This window comes from Lactobacillus sp. M0396, from assembly GCF_016101625.1.
Lineage (GTDB): Bacteria > Bacillota > Bacilli > Lactobacillales > Lactobacillaceae > Lactobacillus > Lactobacillus huangpiensis.
Map to the genome: position 1 here is coordinate 25,461 of NZ_JACFQE010000006.1, position 18,818 is coordinate 44,278.

The window sequence follows — 18,818 nt, forward strand, 5'->3', positions numbered from 1 at the left end:
TGAGTAATAAGGTTAAACCAATGACAGTTTCTAAATGTATGATGATAGGTGTTCAAAACTTAAAGCAATTTTGTAAAAAGGATCGTCCTTTTAAAAATTGCTTTTTTGTGCTGGCTAGATAACTAAATGAGGTCAAAAATGAACGAAAATGCGATTGAAGTTCATAATCTTTCTAAGGATTATTTTATTAGCAGCAGGGGTGAAAACTGGCGTGCAGTTGTTAAAAATATTTTTAAGCCTGAAAAGACGGCAGTGCAAGCAGTAAAATCGCTCAATTTTACTATCAAGAACGGTGAAAAAGTTGGCTTTATTGGCAAAAATGGGGCAGGTAAGACCACGACCATTAAGATGCTGACTGGAACCTTGTTTCCATCAGCTGGAACTTGCAGGGTAAATGGCTATGATCCTACAAAAAGGATAAATGATTTCAAAAAGTCAATCTCAGTCGTTATGGGAAATAGATCGCAACTTTTTCCTGATTTAACCCCTAGAGATTATTTGAAATTATTGCAGTCAATGTACGATATTCCGGAAGAAATTTTTCAAAAAACGGTCAATGATCTGGCTCAGATATTAAATGTAACTTCAAAATTAGATGTACAAACCCGCAAATTATCACTGGGAGAACGAATGAAAGTAGAATTTCTGGCCGGCGTAGCAACTAGACCAAAAATACTCTTTTTAGATGAACCGACTATTGGCTTAGACGTTTTGGCAAAAAGGGATATACGCAAGTTTTTGTTAAGGCTGAATCAGGAAGAAAAATTGACTGTCTTTCTTACCTCTCATGATATGGAAGATATTGCCACTATCTGTGATCACCTGATCATTGTAAATAGCGGTCAGATAATGTGGGATGGACCAAAAACAGATTTATTAGAGAGGTTTAATCAGAATAAATATATTACTTTTATTAAATCGGAGAACTTCAACGAAAGTAAATTGGGCGCCAAGATTATTGATCAGGATGATTTGACCGTGACAATTAAAGTTCCTGTAGAAAAGGTAGATGACCAGATCGCTCAGTTGGCACGGGATAATCAAGGCTCCGACTATCAAATAAATGACCTGAAGCTTGAAGATATTATCTTAGAGCTATTTGCTGAGGAGAAAGAAAAATGATAAAAACCTATTTTTCAGTAAGCAAGATCTCATTGAAGTCTATATTAGCCAATAAGAGCAGCGTCATAATTTTGCTTCTGCAAGCACTGGTACCAAGTTTAGTGATGTTTTATTTGTGGTCATTAATATTGAATCATGGTCAAACTATTGGTGGTTTTAGCAAAAATCAAATGGTAATTTATTATATTGGGGTTAATTTTATTAATTCTTTTGTATGGTATGCAGTTGACTGGGAATTGAATGATGATATCCATTCAGGAGAATTGTCTAATATCATACATAGACCAATTACAATTGAAAAATATTATTTTGCTAAAATGCTGGGCGATAGACTGGCAAATTTAATTTTGCTTGCTCCGATTTTAATTATTGGATTTATCTATATAGTTGCGCGTAATTTAATTCATATTTCTTTACTCGTTCTACTTGAATTTGCATTTAGTTTAATTATGGCAGCCATATTATGGTTTCTTTTTTCTTATATTATTGGTAGTGTAGCTTACTGGTTTGACAATCTTTTCTTTGTTTTACTGGTAAAAGAAGTTGTAGTCAATCTGCTGGCAGGTTTTTACTTTCCTTTAGAAATTTTGCCGCCTTTTTTGGTAAAAATAATTAAACTACTGCCATTTCAGTATTTCAGCTCTTTTCCAATTGATACGCTTGTTAAAGCATTACCATTAAATATATGGCTTAAAAACACAATCATTGAAATTGTATGGATGATAGTTTTTTATTTAATAGTAAAAATAGTTAATAAAGAAGGGCTTCAGAAATACTCTGATGTAATGGGTTGATTATGAAAAGTAAACTTAAAGTAGTCAAATCGTTAATTAAAATTGCCTTATTGCAAACTATTAGTTTCAGGTTAGACACATTGTTTGGGATAATCTCTTCCATATTGTGGTTAGGCATTTCTATAGCTTTTTTTAAGGTAATTTATCTAAATGTTGATACTATCGGTGGTTGGACCTACAAAGAATGTCTGTTGTTGGTTGGCGTTTATACTATGCTTGACGCCTTCTTAATGGCTTTCTTGGTCAAATCAATGCCTAAAATGGAAAAAGACATTAGAGAAGGAACCTTAGATTCAATTTTATTAAAACCAATTAACGCTAAGGTATATTACTTTTTTAGTGCAATTGAATTTACACAATTAATTAATTCGGTGCTGGGACTATTTGTAATTATTTATGCATGTCAGGGTATAAGTGTTAATATAGGCCAGGTGTTGTTCTTTTTGCTTTCTTGCGTCTTTGGCTGCATTTTATACTATTCTCTTTGGTATTTATGGACAATTTCGGCATTTTGGTTTCCAACAAATTTTGGCAGAAATGATTTATTTTTAAGTATGATACAAATGAGTCGCTACCCTGCAAGTATTTATCGGGGACTGGGTAATATTATTTTTAATTTCATCCTGCCTTTTGGACTGATTGCTTGTCCTGCAACAATTATTTTAATAAGGCCACGTCAATGGCAAATAATTTTATTGCAACTTTTGATAGCCTTAGTATTCTTATTTTTAGACCATTGGGTATGGAATTTCGGCTTAAGGAAATATAATGGAGCAGGTAGATAAAAAGAATTATGATTTTGAATTAAATACTTGCATAGCATTAGAGGTTTTTCTAAAATAATCCTGTTAGTTTTTATTTAGAATATAGGAAATGGGATAGACTTTGAAAGACGAACTTCTTACAATTAGTTTAAATGATACAGTAGTAAAAGCAGCTAAGGCTAATCTGGAAAATTATGGACTTTCTGTGGCAAAGTATCTACAGTTAATGCTGTTTTTGGCCACTGATAATAAGGCCGAACTTAAGCAAATAATGGTGGACAAAAATGATCTGACTCAATGGTTAAAGCGATTAGATGCAGATTAATAAGGTAAAACTTACTGAAAAAAATCAGTAAGTTTTTTTTGAGCATTTATGTTTACATTTGTAGATACAAAATTTATACTAAACTTAGTTTACAAATGTAGACATTAACAATAAGATTAATCGGGGAGGAATTATCATGAATAAAATTATTATCTTAGCTTTGGGTCTTGCACTAATAGCTTTTATTGCATGGTGGTTCTTTGGTAGCCATCAAGTAGAAGAGGAGAAGGCCACTATGAAGTCAAACAAACAGAGTGTTGATATTGAAGTTAAAGGTGGTTATTCACCAGAAAGAGTTGTTCTTAAAAGGGGAGTACCCGCTACTTTAAACTTTAAGAGAACAGACTCCTCCAATTGTTTGGAACATGTTGTATTTTCAGATTTTGGAATAAATCAGAAATTACCTGAAGGCAAAGTAGAAACGGTTAAAATAGATACTTCAAAACCAGGTGAATATCAATGGGAATGCAGTATGAACATGTTTCATGGTAAGGTAATTGTCAAATAGCTAAGGAAAAACAATGAAAATTACAACACGTTTTTGGACGTCGCTAATATTATCACTGCCAATGCTTCTGGAAATGATTATTCATCCTTTTACTGGATGGATGTTGCCAGGTGGCGAATGGACCATGCTTATTTTTACAACAATAATTATGTTGATTTCAGCAGGTCCATTTATTACTAGTGCCTGGTCTGCCTTTAAAAAGCACCATTCAAATATGGATACCCTCGTTGCTTTAGGAACATCGATAACTTATATCTACAGTATTTATGCGATGTTTACTAAAAGACCTGTTTTCTTTGAAAGTGCTGCTTTTGTTATTACTTTCGTCTTATTAGGGCAGGTTTTAGAAGAAAAAATGCGGGCAACTGCTTCTGACGCTATGGGGAAATTGCTTAATTTAGGTGCAAAAAATGCCTTAGTAAAGCGCGATGATCAATTTGTCAGTATTCCTATCACTGAAGTTGTGAAGGGCGACTACATACAAGTAATGCCTGGACAAAAAGTACCAGTTGATGGCAAAATTGTTTCTGGCAATTCAAGCATTGATGAATCTATGGTAACTGGCGAAAGTATGCCAGTTAAAAAAGTGACAGGCGATCAGGTAATAGGAGCTACAATCAATCAAACGGGATCATTTGTAATGCAAGCCCAAAAAGTTGGTAATGAAACGATGCTGGCGCAAATTATTGAGATTGTTAAAAAGGCACAGAACAGTCATGCACCGATTCAAAAATTAACTGATAAGGTTGCAAATATTTTTGTTCCCACAGTATTGATTATTGCAATTGTAACATTTTTAGTTTGGTATATTTTTTTAGGTAAAAGCATAGCAACTGCATTAGTTTTTGCCGTTGCGGTTATGGTTATTGCCTGTCCTTGTGCTTTAGGGCTGGCAACACCAACTGCATTAATGGTTGGAACTGGTCGTGGTGCCAAAATGGGAATCCTAATTAAAAATGGAGAAATTTTAGAGGCTGCAAACAGCATTGATACTATAGTTTTTGATAAAACGGGAACGATTACCAAAGGTCAACCACAAGTAACAGATATTGTTGGAGATAAAGAAAATGTCCTACAATATGCTGCCAGTTTAGAGAAATTATCTGAACATCCTCTCGCTCCAGCTATATTAGCTGCGGCTAAGAAGGAAAAGTTGCAGTTAAAAACGGTAGAAAATTTTACTGTAATTGAGGGATGGGGTGTCACTGGTAAAATTTCTGGTACAAATGTTGCGGTCGGCAGTCCCAAAAAACAAGAAGAAATTAAAATTGCTCCAGAATTAGAAGAGCAAATAGTGGCATTGCAAAATGAGGCAAAAACAGTAGTGTCTGTTGTTCAAGATAATCAAGTGCTGGGTCTAATTGCAATTCAGGATGCTCCTAAAGTGAATGCCAAAAATGCGATAAACGACTTACATCGTTTAGGCTTGAAAACTGTCATGTTAACTGGAGATAATCAACAAGTAGCCCAGGCTATTGCAGAACAGGTGGATATCGATCAGGTAATTGCTGAGGTTTTGCCGGTTGATAAAGCAGCAGTTATTAAAAAATTGCAAGAGAAGCACCATGTCGCATTTGTTGGTGATGGGATCAACGATGCACCAGCTCTAACCCAGGCAGATGTTGGAATTGCCATGGGTTCCGGTACGGATGTTGCCATCGATGCAGGTGGCATAGTGCTTATCAAAAATGACCTGGAAGATGTTGTTCGCGCTTTGAAACTTAGTCGCAAGACTTTTAATAGGATAAAGCTAAATCTGTTCTGGGCTTTCATTTATAATGTACTGGGTATTCCGGTTGCCGCTGGCGTTTTTGCGGGTGTGGGTCTCACACTTAGTCCAGAAATAGCAGGATTAGCAATGGCCTTTAGTTCGTTATCGGTTGTAATCAGTTCAGTTTTATTAGGAAAAACAAAAATATAGATATAAAAAATAGCAGTCGCAAATCTTGCGATTGCTATTTTACTGTGTAAGCTTTAATAATGGTGTTTACCTTTAGCCAGAACTGGTTTGATTTGGCTAATATAAGCTAAAATTCCAATAATGAGCCAAATAAATGTAATTAATGCACTGTACATCAAATTGGCGCTACCAGTTTTGATGTAAGTAACAGGTTCTGCAAAAGGAAATAATAAAGCAATTTCTTTTAACCATTCAGGATAAGCTGAAATTACAACTAGGACTCCTGATACTAATTGGGCTAAACTGCTAAAAATATTCTCCAAAAAGTAGGGATCATTCATTTGCCATGAGATGGCCCAAGATACAAAACCTAAAACACAGCCATAAATACATAAAAGCGGTAGCATGAGCAAAGCTCTTTCAATAATGACTATGGGAGCACCGGCTAAGTACAATAGAAATAGGTTAATTAATGCTAAAGTGCAACCTATAATAATAGCAACAATGCATTTAGAAAGCCAATACATGATACTGAAAGGTCTTTTGGCAATTAATTCAAAGTCAATTTTTAAGTCTGCATCATTAATCACAGCAGAGCAAAATGTTTCAAGAGCAAGTACCGCAGCATCTATTGCAATTGAACTGATCGCAACATCCCAGTTAAATTGATTAGAATACTGCATATTGATTAATACTAACAGGGCCAGATTTATCATTGGCGTGATAAAGAAATAAGTTAGTTTGGTACGCCAATTATTGAGAAAAGAAAGGCCAGAGAATTGTGTAGCAAACATTAGATAATTTTCAGAGCTCCTTTCTTTCTGACAAGGTCGTTAATTTTTCTCACAATAATCACAATTAACAAAAGCCAAAGAAGTAAACTGCAAAAATAAGCAGTCCAGTTGAGACTTTTATTATGGGACAAAGAAGCAATTGGTCCAGTTATAGGAATAAACCACTGAGAAAACTTGGTTAAGGGATTCAAAATGGTTTCATTGCCAAATAATCCTGCTAATAACAAAATAGGAGTGCCAATTAATCCCTCATAAACCATTGCATTAGGTGAAAGAGTAAGAAATGAAGAAATTAAAATTCCCATTACTGAGCATCCGATCCACAGTAGAAAAATTAGCAAAATCTGGTACAGAGAAATTTTACCAGTAGCTACTCCTAAAATTTTTGCAAGAATATAAGCAATAGGAAATGAAAATAAACCATAGCTCGAAGCAGGTAAAAGTAAAGTAATTAAAGAAGCTCGCTCGTCATATTGACTGTTTAGCAAATATGGCAGCGTTCCTTTGTAACGTTCAAAACCGATACAACCGGCAACGGTTGTACACGAAGTCCACATGCCAAAAATACCACTTTGCAGCCACAATTGTGGATTATTCAAATCGTGAGAAGCATAGGCCATAATATATTGCATCAAAAAAATGGAAACAGTACTAGTGATTGTTAACCAGACAAAGTACTGATCGGAAAGATAATCTTTTACATGAAAGAGGAAAAGACGAATAAAACGCATATCTAATTCCTCCTTAGTTTAGGAGCTATTGCTAAATAAGCTTCTTCCAAATTTTTAGATTTTTGGTTGATTTCTTTTTCAGCCAAACCCAAAACAGCAGAAACGGTGCCAGTGAAAAAAACTTTTCCTGCACCTAGAATAACTACATTTTTAGCTAGCTTTTCAACTTCTGACATGGTGTGACTTGTTAATAAAATACTAATGCCGGAATCTGCTAATTTTTTAATAGTCTTCTGAACGCTTTGCGCTATTTCAACATCTAAACCACTAGTAGGTTCATCTAAAAGTAATAAACTTGGATTATTTAACAAGGAACGAGCGATATGCAGTCTCTGCGTCATTCCTTTAGAAAATTTCCCTACCTTTTTATTTGCGACATTATCCAGCTCAACGATAGACAGAACTCGCTGTATTTCTTTTTTTTGCTTACGAAAGGGTACTTTGGCCAGATCCGCAAAAAATTGTAAATTTTGCTTTGCTGTGGCGTTACGGTAAAACCCTAGATCTCCACCAAAAGAAACGCCTATGTTGGGTCTTTTACGAGCAGTAGTAATATCCTGTCCGTTTAAAATTACCTGACCAGAAGTAGGGAGCAAATAGCCACCTATAATTGAGACAGTGGTAGTTTTCCCCGCACCATTAGGTCCTAAGAGAGCTAATATTTTTCCTTGATCAATTGTAAAAGAAACATCGTCTAAAGCTTGAAACTTTTGGTTTTTATCTTTATATGTTTCTATTAAATGTTTAACTTGTAAAATATTATTCAATTTTATCTCCAAAATTAATTTGTTGGAACTTCATCAATTAAAAAGGAAGGATGATCAAGTTCTTTATACACGTTAATTTGAAGATCTTGTTGTGAGCATTAAATCTAATGAGTAAAGTATAACATATTTTTATTTAGTTTTTAATTTTTGCAGAAATAAATAGAACTGTTCTTGTTAGAGCAGTTCCATTTATTTAATCAACTGATTTTAAAGCTTCAAGCATATCAAGGTCTTTTAATTTTTTGTTAACAATAAATCCTAGAACTATTGTAATGATACCGATAACTCCTAACGGCCACAGAAAACTTGAGACAGATAATGCCGGATTAAACATGACATTGTCAGGTGGCACTACGTAAAGAATATAGCGGTAAAGCAAGTCTCCTGTGAGGTAACCGACTAAAATGCCAATACCTGTTAAAAGAATAGTTTCGCGATAAATATACATCGTTACTTCATTATCGTAGAAACCTAAAACTTTGATGGTTGAGAGTTCGCGAATTCTTTCGGCAATATTGATGTTGGTCAAATTATATTGAATTACAATTGCTAAAAGTCCGGCAACTACAATCAAAACAACCATGATCAAGTTAAGAGATTTTACCACCACGTCCAGCTCTTGGCTAACTGCAGTGTTTTGTACCACTCCTGCCACACCATTAAGAGCCATGAATTCTGCAGCAATTTTTCTCGTGTTTTTGCGAGTGGAATTTTTTAAGTTAACAAGGTATGCATTTGACGTGAAGCGTTTGTTAAAAATTTTCTGATATTGCGTTTTGTTCATGAAAATGAAATGTCCCATGTACATTTCAGTGATGCCAGCTACCTTCATTTTCCTGGATTGATTATTTTTATCCGTTAGAGAGATATAGTCACCTTTGTTCACTTTGAGCAATGTTGACAATCTTTCTGAAATAATAACCCCGTTGTTTGATAAGTGCAATGTCTGCTTGGTTTTACGATTATTTAAATGAACATAGTTCTTCAGTACTTTGCTAGAAGAAGGAGCAATTAAGGTAATATCTTGTGTATCACCAGTTTTACCAGCAGTTTTAGACATTGACTCATAATAAATTGGTGTTTCTGACTTAATACTGTCTTCTTTTAATTTGCTATTTAAAGCTTTGTGCTGATGCTTTGAAATATCAGACTTCTGGGCAACGATCATGTTGTAGTGAATGAGATCATTAAATTGCCTGTTATTCATATTAGTAATCGAATTTTTTACAGCAAAACCGGCAAAGAGCATAGTAGCAGCACCACAAACACCAAAAATAGTCATCAGCATGCGCTTTTTATAACGAAAAATATTACGGGCAGTAACTTTATGAGTAAAGCTGAGATGGTTCCAAATAAAAGGAATTCTTTCCAGTAAGATTTTAGAGCCTGCTGCAGGAGGCTTAGGCAATAGTAATGCGGCCGGTTTTTCTCTAAATTCATTTTTAGTAGTTAAGTATGCAGGCAAAACGGAGCTGATCCAAGACAATAATAAAGCGATCAGACTGATTTGCCAATGAAAATGTAATTCAATGGGCGGGATGGTCAGAGACTTGTAATAAGCATGATAAACAATTTGTGGCATCAAAGTGTGTCCCAAATAAACGCCCAAAATAGTGCCGATTGTACCTGAAATAAAGCCATAAGCGATGAATTTATTAATTATGACCTGATCATTATAGCCTAGGGCTTTCATTGTACCAGAATTGATTCTTTCTTCATCAATGAAGCGGTTCATTGTAGTAAAGGTAACTAAAGCGGCAACAAAATAAAGAAAAATAGGAAATACTTTAGCTAAATCTTCGACTACTTGCGCAACTGTTGTGTAAACTAAATTGCCTTCACCGCCTGGTACCTCGCGCCTATTGTATACGTTATAGCTTGGCAGAGCCAATTTCCGCAATTGCTTTTTAGCTTTTCTGATTTCTTCTTTGCCACTTTTAATTTTATTATTGGCTCTCGCAGATTTACGAGCAAAGATCTTTTTTTCTTGTTTTAATTTTTGCTCGCCTGCAGCAATTTCTTGCTGAGCCTGTTGTAGTTGCAATCTTGCTGCTTGAGGTAAATTAGCTCCTGCAGCTTCAGTCTGTGATATTTGCGCATTTAATTTACTTTTTTGGAGGGTTAGTTGTTTTTCTGCGGAACTAATTTGCTCGCTTGCAGCCTGTAATTTCTGCTCTGCTTGTTGAATTTTCTTTTCTTGAGGTGCAATTTTTTTGTTAGCGGCAGTTATTATTCTTTTCTGCCTTTGATGCGCGGTGTTTTTTAAGTTATCTTGTAAAACTTTTTTATGGTGCTTAACTTTACTAGTGTAGACTTTGCCATAAGAGTCAAGGCCACGCAAGTCTTTGTATCTTAGGTTAGCCACTGTATAAACCGTATGATTAAAAGCATCAGGGCTGACTACTGCATAACCTTTAAGTTCTCCAGTACCACTGTTGCTTTGCCCTAAGTTTACATTTGATAAAATTTGACTGGACCGAACGAAACCTGTGATTTTGAAGCTTTTTCGTTTTAGCAGAGTGCTTCCTAAAATATTCTTCTTCTCTGTAAAACTGATATTTTGGCCAATTTTATATTTATGTGAATAATGGTCTGCCAAAGCAATTTCATTTGTTTTTACCGGCAAACGACCTTTACGCAATTCATATTTTCCTACTGATTTTGGTTTTGAAAAAATACGAAAACTTTCTTGGCTATTTTTGACAACTGTATCTGTCATGTAGCCAAATTCAACGGTTTGCAAACCTTTAGTTTGTTTGATTTTTTGGCTATCTTTTTGGTCTAGACCATAATTACAGATAACAGTAAGGTCAGCTGTTTTTAGTTTTTGCGCATAGTGATTGCCGGTATCACGCATGTCAGGTCCTGTCACAATTAATCCAACTAAAGCAAATGCACCAATCATCATTAACCCCATGATAGAAACAAATTGTCCCTTAGTATGTTTAATTGATCGCCAAAAATCTTTCAGAATAACTTTATTCATGATTAGCCTTTTCTACCATTTAACGCTAGCAACATCTGCTGGCTGTGTATTTTCTTCAATTTGCGTAACCTTGCCGTCATGGAAATGAATCACACGGTTTGCTAGGGGGGCTAAAGCACTGTTATGAGTAACTATGACTACTGTAGTGCCATTGTCACGACTCATATTGATAATGGTTTGCAAAACACTTTTTCCAGTTTGATAATCAAGTGCACCAGTTGGTTCATCACAAAGCAAAATTTTAGGGTTTTTGGCAATTGCCCGAGCAATTGCCACTCTTTGTTGTTCACCCCCTGAAAGTTCTGCAGGAAAGTTATTAATGCGATTTTTAAGACCAACATCTATCAAAGCTTTGACCGGATCAAGTGCATCTGGAACTATTTCAGATGCCAATTCTACATTTTCTCTTGCAGTTAGATTTTGAATTAAATTATAAAATTGGAAAACAAAACCAATGTCAGTGCGGCGATAGCTGGTTAGTTGTCTTTTATTATATTTAGCAATATTTTTGCCATCGATAATAACATCCCCGGAACTATTAGTATCCATTCCGCCCAGAATGTTCAAAATCGTGGATTTACCTGCTCCTGATGCACCTAAAATAATAGCCAATTCACCTTTTTCCACAGTAAAACTGACATCATTATTGGCTAATATTTCAGTATCTCCAGTTTGATAGCGCTTATAGTTGTGTCTTACGTCAATATAACTCATGAAAATCTGTCCTTATTGATTTTAAAATAACTGATATAAACTTATTTTAATCTAGAAAACTTTCTAATACTTGTAAAACGCCCATTTCATTATTTGATGGTGCTTCATATTTTGCAATCTTTTTAAGTTTTTCATGACCGTTTTTCATCGCATAACTGTACCCAGCCAATTCAATCATTTCACGGTCATTCATGCCATCTCCAAACGCTATGAGTTCTTCTGGTTTAACATTGAAATATCTCAAAAAATATTTAATGCCTTGCCCTTTATTAACATTGTTGGGCATAACATCAATATTATCGAAGCCACTGGTAGTACAGTGAATATGTTCAGGGTTTGTTTGATTGAACTTTTTTTCTAGTTCGCCAGCGAGCTTGGAGGAACAGTTTAGAGTTAGCTTTGTTAAATTATCGCTTGTAGGGATATCAACTAATTTCGCAATCTCCACTACATTGGGGTAAAAGAAATGCATCATATTTTTAAATTGAGTCGGGGCTTTTTTGTTAATATAAGAATGATCTAACCCACTAGCAGCAATATGTACTTGTGGATAATTATTTTCAATAAAACTGATCAGTTTAATACCCGTTTTATAGGTAAAAACGTGACGAACAATTATTTTATTGTCTTGAGTGAGAATTGAACCATTATCAGCTACAATATCAATTCTGTCCAAGAAATCAAAGAAATCTTGACGCAAACGTGATAATGGTCTGCCACTGGAAACAATAAAATGAACGTGGTGTTGTCTCAATTTAGTTAAAACTTTTTCAAAGCGTTGATGATCATATTGTTTGTCATCATTTTCAAAAGTACCGTCCATGTCTACTGCTACAGCTTTAAAGGGAATATGTGTCATTTTAATCTCCTTAATATAAGTTCTCAGGTATATTATATAGTAATTATTGTCAGGTTTAACTCCAGATATTCATTAATTTAAAAGCAAAATAAAAGCAAAAGCAGAAATGTTATTAGCAACATTCCTGCTTTTATCTATATTTATTTAGTTGTAATGGGTTTTCTTTTGCCAACTAGCCAGCAGATTAAAATTGCGAATACTGTTTCGATAAGAATCAGAAAGATATTTATACCAATTTTTACCTGACCAAAATTAATGACCGCATTATTAAATAAAGCATTTTTTTCGCCTAAATAAAGGTCAAAGATAATTGAACCAATGATTAAGATGAACATAGTGATCCACTGTTTGCGGTTAAATGCAATGCCATACTCTTCTTCACGACGTCTGATGCTTGGTAATATCACACCTAAGCCAATTAAAACAATAATGGCAATTATGTTGATGATTAGTTCATACCACCAATAACCGCTGAATTTTTTAATATCTTGTGGTGCAATGCCTAAAATAGTAGCTGCAGCAGTAACTATTAGTAAAAATAGTCCTGCAAGATATCCTAATTTATCGTTTTTAATAAAGACATAGTCTGAAGTAAACTTTTTAGAATTTTTTCTAATTTGCATGAAGGAGAAAAATATCCAGCAAGTTACTCCTGGTGAGATGATGCCATTTAAGTTCAATAGCCAATTAAAAATGTCGTTCATGTCTGGTAAAAAGATACCTAAGAGCATGATAAATGCTGATAAAGAAACGGTTAATACGTAACCATTGATAGGAAGGCCGTTTTTATCTTTTTTCTGTAAAAATTTAGGCATGTACTTGTCGCCAGTATCAGAAATGAGCATTCTGGTCATTGCGTCAAGCAGTACTGCTAATAAAGCAGCGTTATAAAAGACAGAAGTCCAAGCCCATACATAAAGCAAAGTTTTGCCCAAACTATATTGATGCCCTACCATATCGAAGACATAGTAGGCACCATTCATTTTTAAATCGTTTGGAATATGGTAACTGTTAAAATATATTCCCAAAGCAAATGAACCGAACACTGTTAAAAAAATAGTCATTAAAGCAAGTGCAATCATTGCTTTTGGAAAGTCAGACTTAGGCTTTTTCATTTTGGTCACATAAGGAGCAACAAGTTCACAGCCATTTAAAGCATAAATGAGCATTGCGATAGTCGTCCAATAATGCATGTCAAACTTGGGAATTAATGTCCGCCAGGTAAATGGTTGTGTAGCCATATGACCACCTGATTTTGCCAGTCCTAGAAATGCCAGGAAAACAAACATCAAGGTCATAATAAGCATGAGTCCACCACCAATAGTAGATAAGACTTCCATTGAGTGAGAAAAGTAATGTTCAACAATAATGAAAATAATAAACATGGCAAATGTCATTAAAGCAAATTTTGTGTTAGAAATTTGGCTTTGAAACTTTTCAGAACCTGTCAGTGCCCAACCAATGTCAACTATAATTTCATTAGCAGAATCAACAGCATAGGGAATAGATGCAGCCCAGTATGTCCAGGCAGTAAAATATCCCAGAAATTCGCCATTAGTCCCACGAACCCAAGAAGATAAGCCTCCACCTTCATTATTGAAAACAGATCCCAGTTGCCCAACCATTAAAGAATAAGGAATAACATAAAATAAGCACATGATAATCCAGGAAGTAACAACCGGCATTCCTTGATTCTGGAAGTTGTACATTATATCGTCTAACCCAATAACAGTACAAAAAGCCATCAAGGTTAAAACGGGCCAAGAAATATACTTTTTGTTTGAATTTATTTCCTCCACTAAAGTTCTCTCCTTTGAAAAACAACTAATGTTTTTATTTTACTAATTAAATAAAAAGATGACCAGAGGCTAGACAAACTTATTTTAATGAAAGCACATTCAAATTTAATTAAAAAAGCGGGAGAAATAGTTGCTTGTATTGAAATTTACAGTCCTCTGCGGTAAGATAATATCGTTAATGATAAGAAAAGAAAGAAGGATTCTTAAATGTCAGGACACTCAAAATGGCACAATATCCAAGGCCGCAAGAATGCACAAGACGCAAAGAGGGGTAAGATTTTCCAAAAATTATCTCGTGAAATATACATGGCTGCAAAGAATGGTGGTCCTGACCCTTCCGGAAATCCTAACTTGCGTATGGTTATGGACAAGGCACATGCTAACAATATGCCTAAGTCAAATATTGACCGGGCTATTAAAAAGGCAGAGGGCAATTCAGAAGAGCATTATGATGAAATCACTTATGAGGGATACGCACCAGGTGGTGTGGCTATCTTTGTTGAAGCACTGACTGATAATAAGAACCGGACAGCTTCTGCAGTTAGAGTTGCTTTCACTAGAAATGGTGGTTCTTTAGGAGCAACTGGTTCTGTTGCTTATATGTTCAATCGTAAAGGTTATATTGTCATTGATCGCACAACTACTGATGCTGATGAAGATCAGATGTTACTTGACGTAATGGATGCTGGTGGAGATGACTTGCAAACCAGCGATGATGCTTATGAAATTTATACAGATCCAAAACAATTTGCACAAGTTCGTGATGCACTTGAAAAAGATGGCTATAAGTTAGCCAACGCAGAATTAACAATGATACCTGAAAACACAACACCTGTTCCAGATGATAAAAAAGAGCAATTTGACCATTTGGTTGATGCTCTAGAAGATGATGATGATGTTCAGAATGTTTATACGGCTGCAGCTGACGAAGAATAAGAAAAATCTTATTTAATTGTTTCTCCAGAATTGACTAGTCAATTCTGGGGAATTTTTTTTCTTAATTTTCGGGAGTTTTAGTTTTTTCTGCGCGATCTTCTTCCATAATAAAGCGGAGCATGTTGACATATTTTTCGGGTACATGTTGACCTTCATATAATAACTGAGCATTTTTATTAGCTATATCTAGGCAGTCTTTTTTATTACTACCTTTTTCTTGACCTAATAAATAATCAGTAGAAACGTGCAATTCTCGAGCTACTTTAGTCAAAGATTGCGTGGAAGGTTTAATAGTTTTCCACCTATAAATACTATTTTCACCAATTTGGGCTTTTCTAGCAAGTTCTTTAATAGACATGCCATGTTTTTTAGCGGTATCAGAAATACGCGAATATACATTCATTCAAATTCTTCCTTAAAAAAGTATCACAAATGATTGTATTTGTGCTTGACCGCTATCATAAATGGCAATATAATAAAAGCATCCACATAGTGGTCGGCATGATTTTTATCATCGTGTTAACTAATTTAGTAGTCTGCGTTCAACATCGACTACTTTTTTATATACTTATATAGTATCACTTGTGGTAGTAGAAAAAGCAATATCAAATGTTGCAATTTTAAAAAACGGGAGGTTAGTAGTAGCCTAAATAAAATATGTTCAATTAAAATGTTCATATTTAATAATATCTGGGCCAAAGAAAAAATTTTTAGTAGTTTTTACTTCTTTGTTAATGATATATACAAAGAGACAAAATAGCAATAAAAAATGTTTTGTTGCAATGTATTGATTAGCAATCACAACTAATGGATTTTTACATATTCATTTTACCTAGCATATAATTTTTGAATTGTAACAATTCTAATAGTTGGCTTAGGCTGTAATCAGGTTTATTTGATTACAACTTAGATTGCTAATCAATATTTTATCAAAAAATATTATATATGTATTTATTATAGCTAAAATTTATCAGTCTCTTTTTTATAACACCTATAACGGTAGATGATAAGGTAAAAATTTGGGAATAAAGAGACATTAAGATGCTATCTTCATTAAAAATTGAATGCTATGAAAAAATGAAACTTGAAAAAGTGGATTAACTTTTTTTGCGTAATAACCGATGATGGATTTAATTTTTAAGTGAAGTTTATAGATATATATAGGAAAAATGCAAAATTAAGTTAATGATAAAATTGTCTTTTGTTTTTGGCTAAAATTAATAATAATATAATATATTTTTAAATATTAATGAATAGTTTGCCATAATGAAAAATTGAAAATTGGGGATAACCCTATTTAACTCTTGATAATGCTTAAATAATGGTTTTAATAAAAAACTTATATGCAAGCTACACTCACTTATATTATTATGAGAAATTGGTAATTGAGACTACAAAAAAGACTTGAATCTGACAGAGTTTTTCCTTTAACTCAGTTAAAAACCAATAGTAATTTTAATTTAAGAACAAAAATTTATTGCTTTTTGACTTAATTATTCTTACCTCTGAAATTATTAAATAGAAAGGGGAGTGATGCCAATAAGTCTCAACCTTAAATATCAACTCATTATCTGTGAAGATCTAATTTTATTATTCCTAGTGTTTATTCATATAATAAAAAATTTTTCTATCTAAATAAGTATGTTTTTAAAATCGCAGTAAGAATAGGTATTTAATGGATTAAAGCAACACGAAAGTGTTGTTTTTTGTTTGAAACAAACATTTAAAATCAAACATTTTTCTCTATGTCTTTATATAATAATTGCAAAAAAGGTGGCGGAAAATATGGCTATAATTGGACTTGACAATTTAGTACTTACAGTTAAAGATATTAAAACAACTACTGATTTTTACCATAAATATTTTGGTATAGAAACAATTAATTTTCAAAATGGCCGGACTGCTTTAAAACTTGGACATCAAAAAATTAATTTACATGAATTGGGACATGAAATTGATCCTAAAGCTGAATTTCCAACTCCAGGGTCTGGAGATATTTGTCTGATCAGTGATAAGCCAATTGATGATTTACTGAAGACTTTTCAAAAAAATAACTTACATATCGTTTTAGGGCCAGTTTTGCGAACTGGTGCTGAGGGAAAAATAAAATCAATTTACGTTAGAGATCCAGATCAGAATCTAATTGAAATTTCCAATTATATATAAACGTTTTTAAAAAATAAAATAAAGAACATACAAACTATTGTATGTTTTTTTATTTGTGAAATTTTCTGATTTATTGCGACAAAAGCATGATTAAGCATGCTTTTTAAGTATTAGACAATTATTAACCGTGACTTTAAACTTTTATTGTAAAAGGTGGTGAACGGCAATAAAGCCAGGCAAACTATAAATTTTATGTAAATGAGAAATAATAAATATAAAAAACTAACTTATATTTATTAGCTTTTATAATTTGATAAACGAATCAATCATTAATTTTATAAGCAGACTTTGGGAGAATATCAATGAAAAAATTTTCAAAGCAGAAAACTACAGTTATTGTGGTCTTACTTTTAATACTAGTGTTTCTGGGTTTAGGCATGTACTGGTTTATAAATAGAAATCAGGCTCAGGAAAAAGCTGATGACAAAAGAAATGAACAGGTTTCAACTAAAAAAGTAAAAAGTTTAAACAGAAGTCACGTTTTAATCGTTTATTTTTCAAGATCTGGTCAAAATTATCCTGGAGTTAATTTAAAGCGAGGAAATACTGCGCGTATCGCTGATGAAATTAAAAAAGTTACTGGTGCTCAAATTTTTGAGATTAAACCCAGGGTAGCTTATCCAAAGTCTTATGATAAAACAGTAAGTCAAGCAGAAAGGGAGCAAAAAAATAAGGCTAGACCAAAAATAGAAGGGGAGCTGCCTAAAGTTTCTAAATATGACACCATCTTTTTGGGTTACCCAATTTGGTGGGATGATATTCCAATGATTGTCAGGACTTTTATGGATCAGGTCGACCTTGATAATAAAACAATAATACCCTTTTCTACAAATGCGAGTTCAGGTTGGGGCAAGTCATTAAATACTATTCATAATGTTTTTCCAAAAGCAAAATTGAAAAAAGGCTTTGAAATTAAAGGAGAAAATGCTGCTTCTGCCAAAGCCAAAGTAGATTCTTGGCTTCATGATTTAGGATATTAAACATAAAAAGAAAGGAAACCATATTGAAAACTTTAGTTTTAATTTTTCATCCTCATATAAATAATTCACGAGTAAATAAAGCTTTGAAACAAGAAGTTCTGAAAAATTCTTCAAAGGAGGTGATAGTAAGGGATGAATACGAAAAGTATCCAAATGAAAAAATAGATGTAGAATTAGAGCAAAGTCTGTTAGAAAAAGCCGGTAGAATAGTTTTACAATTTCCAATGTACTGGTATAGTTCCCCCAGCTTATTAAAAAAATGGGAAGACAAAGTTCTTCTACATGGCTGGGCTTATGGAAGTAGCGGAAATGCTCTTAAAGGCAAAGAGATGATTATTGCTGTTTCTACTGGTGCTCCAGCTAAAAATTATCATATTTACGGTGATTTTTATTATACCATTGATGAAATGCTTATTCCTTTTAAAGCTACAAGTAACTTGATTGGGACAAAATTTCTGAAACCTTTAATCCTCCAAGGAGTAATGCAAAATCTAACAGATGAACAGTTAAAAAAAGAATCTGAGAGATATGTTGACTATATTTTAAGCAACAAATAGCTTTCTTTCTCATTAGTTATTTTAGTTAAGCTCACACAATTGTGTGAGCTTTTTTGTTATATGAGAAAAATTCTTTTTTTTGCGTAATTAATAATGGTAGCAAGATAAGGAGGTTT

General features: G+C 33.6%; 18 protein-coding genes. 10 read left to right on the forward strand and 8 right to left on the reverse strand.

Annotation, left to right across the window (positions count from 1 at the left end; all coding sequences use genetic code 11):
• The first annotated feature begins 138 nt into the window (after positions 1–138).
• The 6 genes from H3T43_RS07695 to H3T43_RS07720 all read left to right on the forward strand — a co-directional run bounded on the left by H3T43_RS07695 (position 139) and on the right by H3T43_RS07720 (position 5,434).
• Positions 139–1,122 carry an ATP-binding cassette domain-containing protein gene (locus H3T43_RS07695; protein WP_198213739.1) on the forward strand — a complete coding sequence of 328 codons (984 nt, stop codon included), beginning with the start codon at positions 139–141 and terminating at the stop codon, positions 1,120–1,122.
• Complete coding sequence (locus H3T43_RS07700; RefSeq protein ID WP_232350310.1) at positions 1,119–1,916, forward strand: ABC-2 family transporter protein; 798 nt, start codon at positions 1,119–1,121, stop codon at positions 1,914–1,916. The genes H3T43_RS07695 and H3T43_RS07700 overlap by 4 nt, the downstream gene beginning before the upstream one ends.
• A 2-nt stretch (positions 1,917–1,918) precedes the next feature.
• Positions 1,919–2,701 carry an ABC transporter permease gene (locus H3T43_RS07705; RefSeq protein WP_198213741.1) on the forward strand — a complete coding sequence of 261 codons (783 nt, stop codon included), beginning with the start codon at positions 1,919–1,921 and terminating at the stop codon, positions 2,699–2,701.
• A 100-nt stretch (positions 2,702–2,801) separates the two neighbouring features.
• Complete coding sequence (locus H3T43_RS07710) at positions 2,802–3,005, forward strand: hypothetical protein (protein WP_198213743.1); 204 nt, start codon at positions 2,802–2,804, stop codon at positions 3,003–3,005.
• Positions 3,006–3,141: 136 nt separating this feature from the next.
• Complete coding sequence (locus tag H3T43_RS07715; protein WP_198213745.1) at positions 3,142–3,513, forward strand: cupredoxin domain-containing protein; 372 nt, start codon at positions 3,142–3,144, stop codon at positions 3,511–3,513.
• A gap of 13 nt (positions 3,514–3,526) precedes the next feature.
• Positions 3,527–5,434 (forward strand): copper-translocating P-type ATPase, encoded by a 1,908-nt coding sequence (locus tag H3T43_RS07720; protein WP_198213747.1) that lies wholly within the window; start codon positions 3,527–3,529, stop codon positions 5,432–5,434.
• A gap of 53 nt (positions 5,435–5,487) precedes the next feature.
• Here H3T43_RS07720 and H3T43_RS07725 read toward each other — a convergent pair whose 3' ends face one another.
• From H3T43_RS07725 to H3T43_RS07755, 7 genes are all read right to left on the reverse strand, one after another.
• Complete coding sequence (locus H3T43_RS07725; protein ID WP_198213749.1) at positions 5,488–6,207, reverse strand: antibiotic transporter permease; 720 nt, start codon at positions 6,205–6,207, stop codon at positions 5,488–5,490.
• Positions 6,207–6,938 (reverse strand): hypothetical protein, encoded by a 732-nt coding sequence (locus H3T43_RS07730; RefSeq protein ID WP_034977608.1) that lies wholly within the window; start codon positions 6,936–6,938, stop codon positions 6,207–6,209. The genes H3T43_RS07725 and H3T43_RS07730 overlap by 1 nt, the downstream gene beginning before the upstream one ends.
• A 2-nt stretch (positions 6,939–6,940) precedes the next feature.
• On the reverse strand, positions 6,941–7,705 hold the full coding sequence (locus tag H3T43_RS07735) for an ABC transporter ATP-binding protein (protein WP_198213751.1): 765 nt from the start codon (positions 7,703–7,705) through the stop codon (positions 6,941–6,943).
• A 193-nt stretch (positions 7,706–7,898) separates the two neighbouring features.
• Positions 7,899–10,691, reverse strand: a complete 2,793-nt coding sequence (locus H3T43_RS07740) for an ABC transporter permease (protein ID WP_198213753.1) — start codon at positions 10,689–10,691, stop codon at positions 7,899–7,901.
• 12 nt (positions 10,692–10,703) lie between these two features.
• On the reverse strand, positions 10,704–11,405 hold the full coding sequence (locus H3T43_RS07745; RefSeq protein WP_198213755.1) for an ABC transporter ATP-binding protein: 702 nt from the start codon (positions 11,403–11,405) through the stop codon (positions 10,704–10,706).
• Between the two features lie 46 nt (positions 11,406–11,451).
• On the reverse strand, positions 11,452–12,264 hold the full coding sequence (locus H3T43_RS07750; protein WP_198213757.1) for a Cof-type HAD-IIB family hydrolase: 813 nt from the start codon (positions 12,262–12,264) through the stop codon (positions 11,452–11,454).
• Positions 12,265–12,404: 140 nt separating this feature from the next.
• On the reverse strand, positions 12,405–14,009 hold the full coding sequence (locus H3T43_RS07755) for an amino acid permease (protein WP_232350315.1): 1,605 nt from the start codon (positions 14,007–14,009) through the stop codon (positions 12,405–12,407).
• A gap of 261 nt (positions 14,010–14,270) precedes the next feature.
• Here H3T43_RS07755 and H3T43_RS07760 point away from each other — a divergent pair, with 261 nt between their 5' ends.
• Positions 14,271–14,999 (forward strand): YebC/PmpR family DNA-binding transcriptional regulator, encoded by a 729-nt coding sequence (locus tag H3T43_RS07760; RefSeq protein WP_034977621.1) that lies wholly within the window; start codon positions 14,271–14,273, stop codon positions 14,997–14,999.
• Between the two features lie 61 nt (positions 15,000–15,060).
• Here H3T43_RS07760 and H3T43_RS07765 read toward each other — a convergent pair whose 3' ends face one another.
• Positions 15,061–15,402 (reverse strand): helix-turn-helix domain-containing protein, encoded by a 342-nt coding sequence (locus tag H3T43_RS07765; RefSeq protein ID WP_198213761.1) that lies wholly within the window; start codon positions 15,400–15,402, stop codon positions 15,061–15,063.
• Positions 15,403–16,784: 1,382 nt separating this feature from the next.
• Between H3T43_RS07765 and H3T43_RS07770 the strand changes: the two genes are divergently transcribed.
• The 3 genes from H3T43_RS07770 (at position 16,785) to H3T43_RS07780 (ending at position 18,702) form a co-directional block, all read left to right on the forward strand.
• Positions 16,785–17,165, forward strand: coding sequence for a VOC family protein (locus H3T43_RS07770; protein ID WP_198213763.1), 381 nt, complete (start codon positions 16,785–16,787; stop codon positions 17,163–17,165).
• Positions 17,166–17,467: 302 nt separating this feature from the next.
• Entirely contained in the window at positions 17,468–18,145 is a 678-nt protein-coding gene (locus tag H3T43_RS07775) for a flavodoxin (protein WP_198213765.1), read from the forward strand.
• Between the two features lie 23 nt (positions 18,146–18,168).
• On the forward strand, positions 18,169–18,702 hold the full coding sequence (locus H3T43_RS07780) for an NAD(P)H-dependent oxidoreductase (RefSeq protein ID WP_198213767.1): 534 nt from the start codon (positions 18,169–18,171) through the stop codon (positions 18,700–18,702).
• Positions 18,703–18,818: the final 116 nt, after the last annotated feature.

Coding starts and splice junctions, on each gene's coding strand:
- H3T43_RS07695 (WP_198213739.1), top strand. CDS start 139: ATGAACGAAAATGCGATTGAAGTTCATAATCTTTCTAAGGATTATTTT.
- H3T43_RS07700 (WP_232350310.1), top strand. CDS start 1,119: ATGATAAAAACCTATTTTTCAGTAAGCAAGATCTCATTGAAGTCTATA.
- H3T43_RS07705 (WP_198213741.1), top strand. CDS start 1,919: ATGAAAAGTAAACTTAAAGTAGTCAAATCGTTAATTAAAATTGCCTTA.
- H3T43_RS07715 (WP_198213745.1), top strand. CDS start 3,142: ATGAATAAAATTATTATCTTAGCTTTGGGTCTTGCACTAATAGCTTTT.
- H3T43_RS07720 (WP_198213747.1), top strand. CDS start 3,527: ATGAAAATTACAACACGTTTTTGGACGTCGCTAATATTATCACTGCCA.
- H3T43_RS07725 (WP_198213749.1), bottom strand. CDS start 6,207: ATGTTTGCTACACAATTCTCTGGCCTTTCTTTTCTCAATAATTGGCGT.
- H3T43_RS07730 (WP_034977608.1), bottom strand. CDS start 6,938: ATGCGTTTTATTCGTCTTTTCCTCTTTCATGTAAAAGATTATCTTTCC.
- H3T43_RS07740 (WP_198213753.1), bottom strand. CDS start 10,691: ATGAATAAAGTTATTCTGAAAGATTTTTGGCGATCAATTAAACATACT.
- H3T43_RS07745 (WP_198213755.1), bottom strand. CDS start 11,405: ATGAGTTATATTGACGTAAGACACAACTATAAGCGCTATCAAACTGGA.
- H3T43_RS07750 (WP_198213757.1), bottom strand. CDS start 12,264: ATGACACATATTCCCTTTAAAGCTGTAGCAGTAGACATGGACGGTACT.
- H3T43_RS07755 (WP_232350315.1), bottom strand. CDS start 14,009: ATGGCTTTTTGTACTGTTATTGGGTTAGACGATATAATGTACAACTTC.
- H3T43_RS07760 (WP_034977621.1), top strand. CDS start 14,271: ATGTCAGGACACTCAAAATGGCACAATATCCAAGGCCGCAAGAATGCA.
- H3T43_RS07765 (WP_198213761.1), bottom strand. CDS start 15,402: ATGAATGTATATTCGCGTATTTCTGATACCGCTAAAAAACATGGCATG.
- H3T43_RS07770 (WP_198213763.1), top strand. CDS start 16,785: ATGGCTATAATTGGACTTGACAATTTAGTACTTACAGTTAAAGATATT.
- H3T43_RS07775 (WP_198213765.1), top strand. CDS start 17,468: ATGAAAAAATTTTCAAAGCAGAAAACTACAGTTATTGTGGTCTTACTT.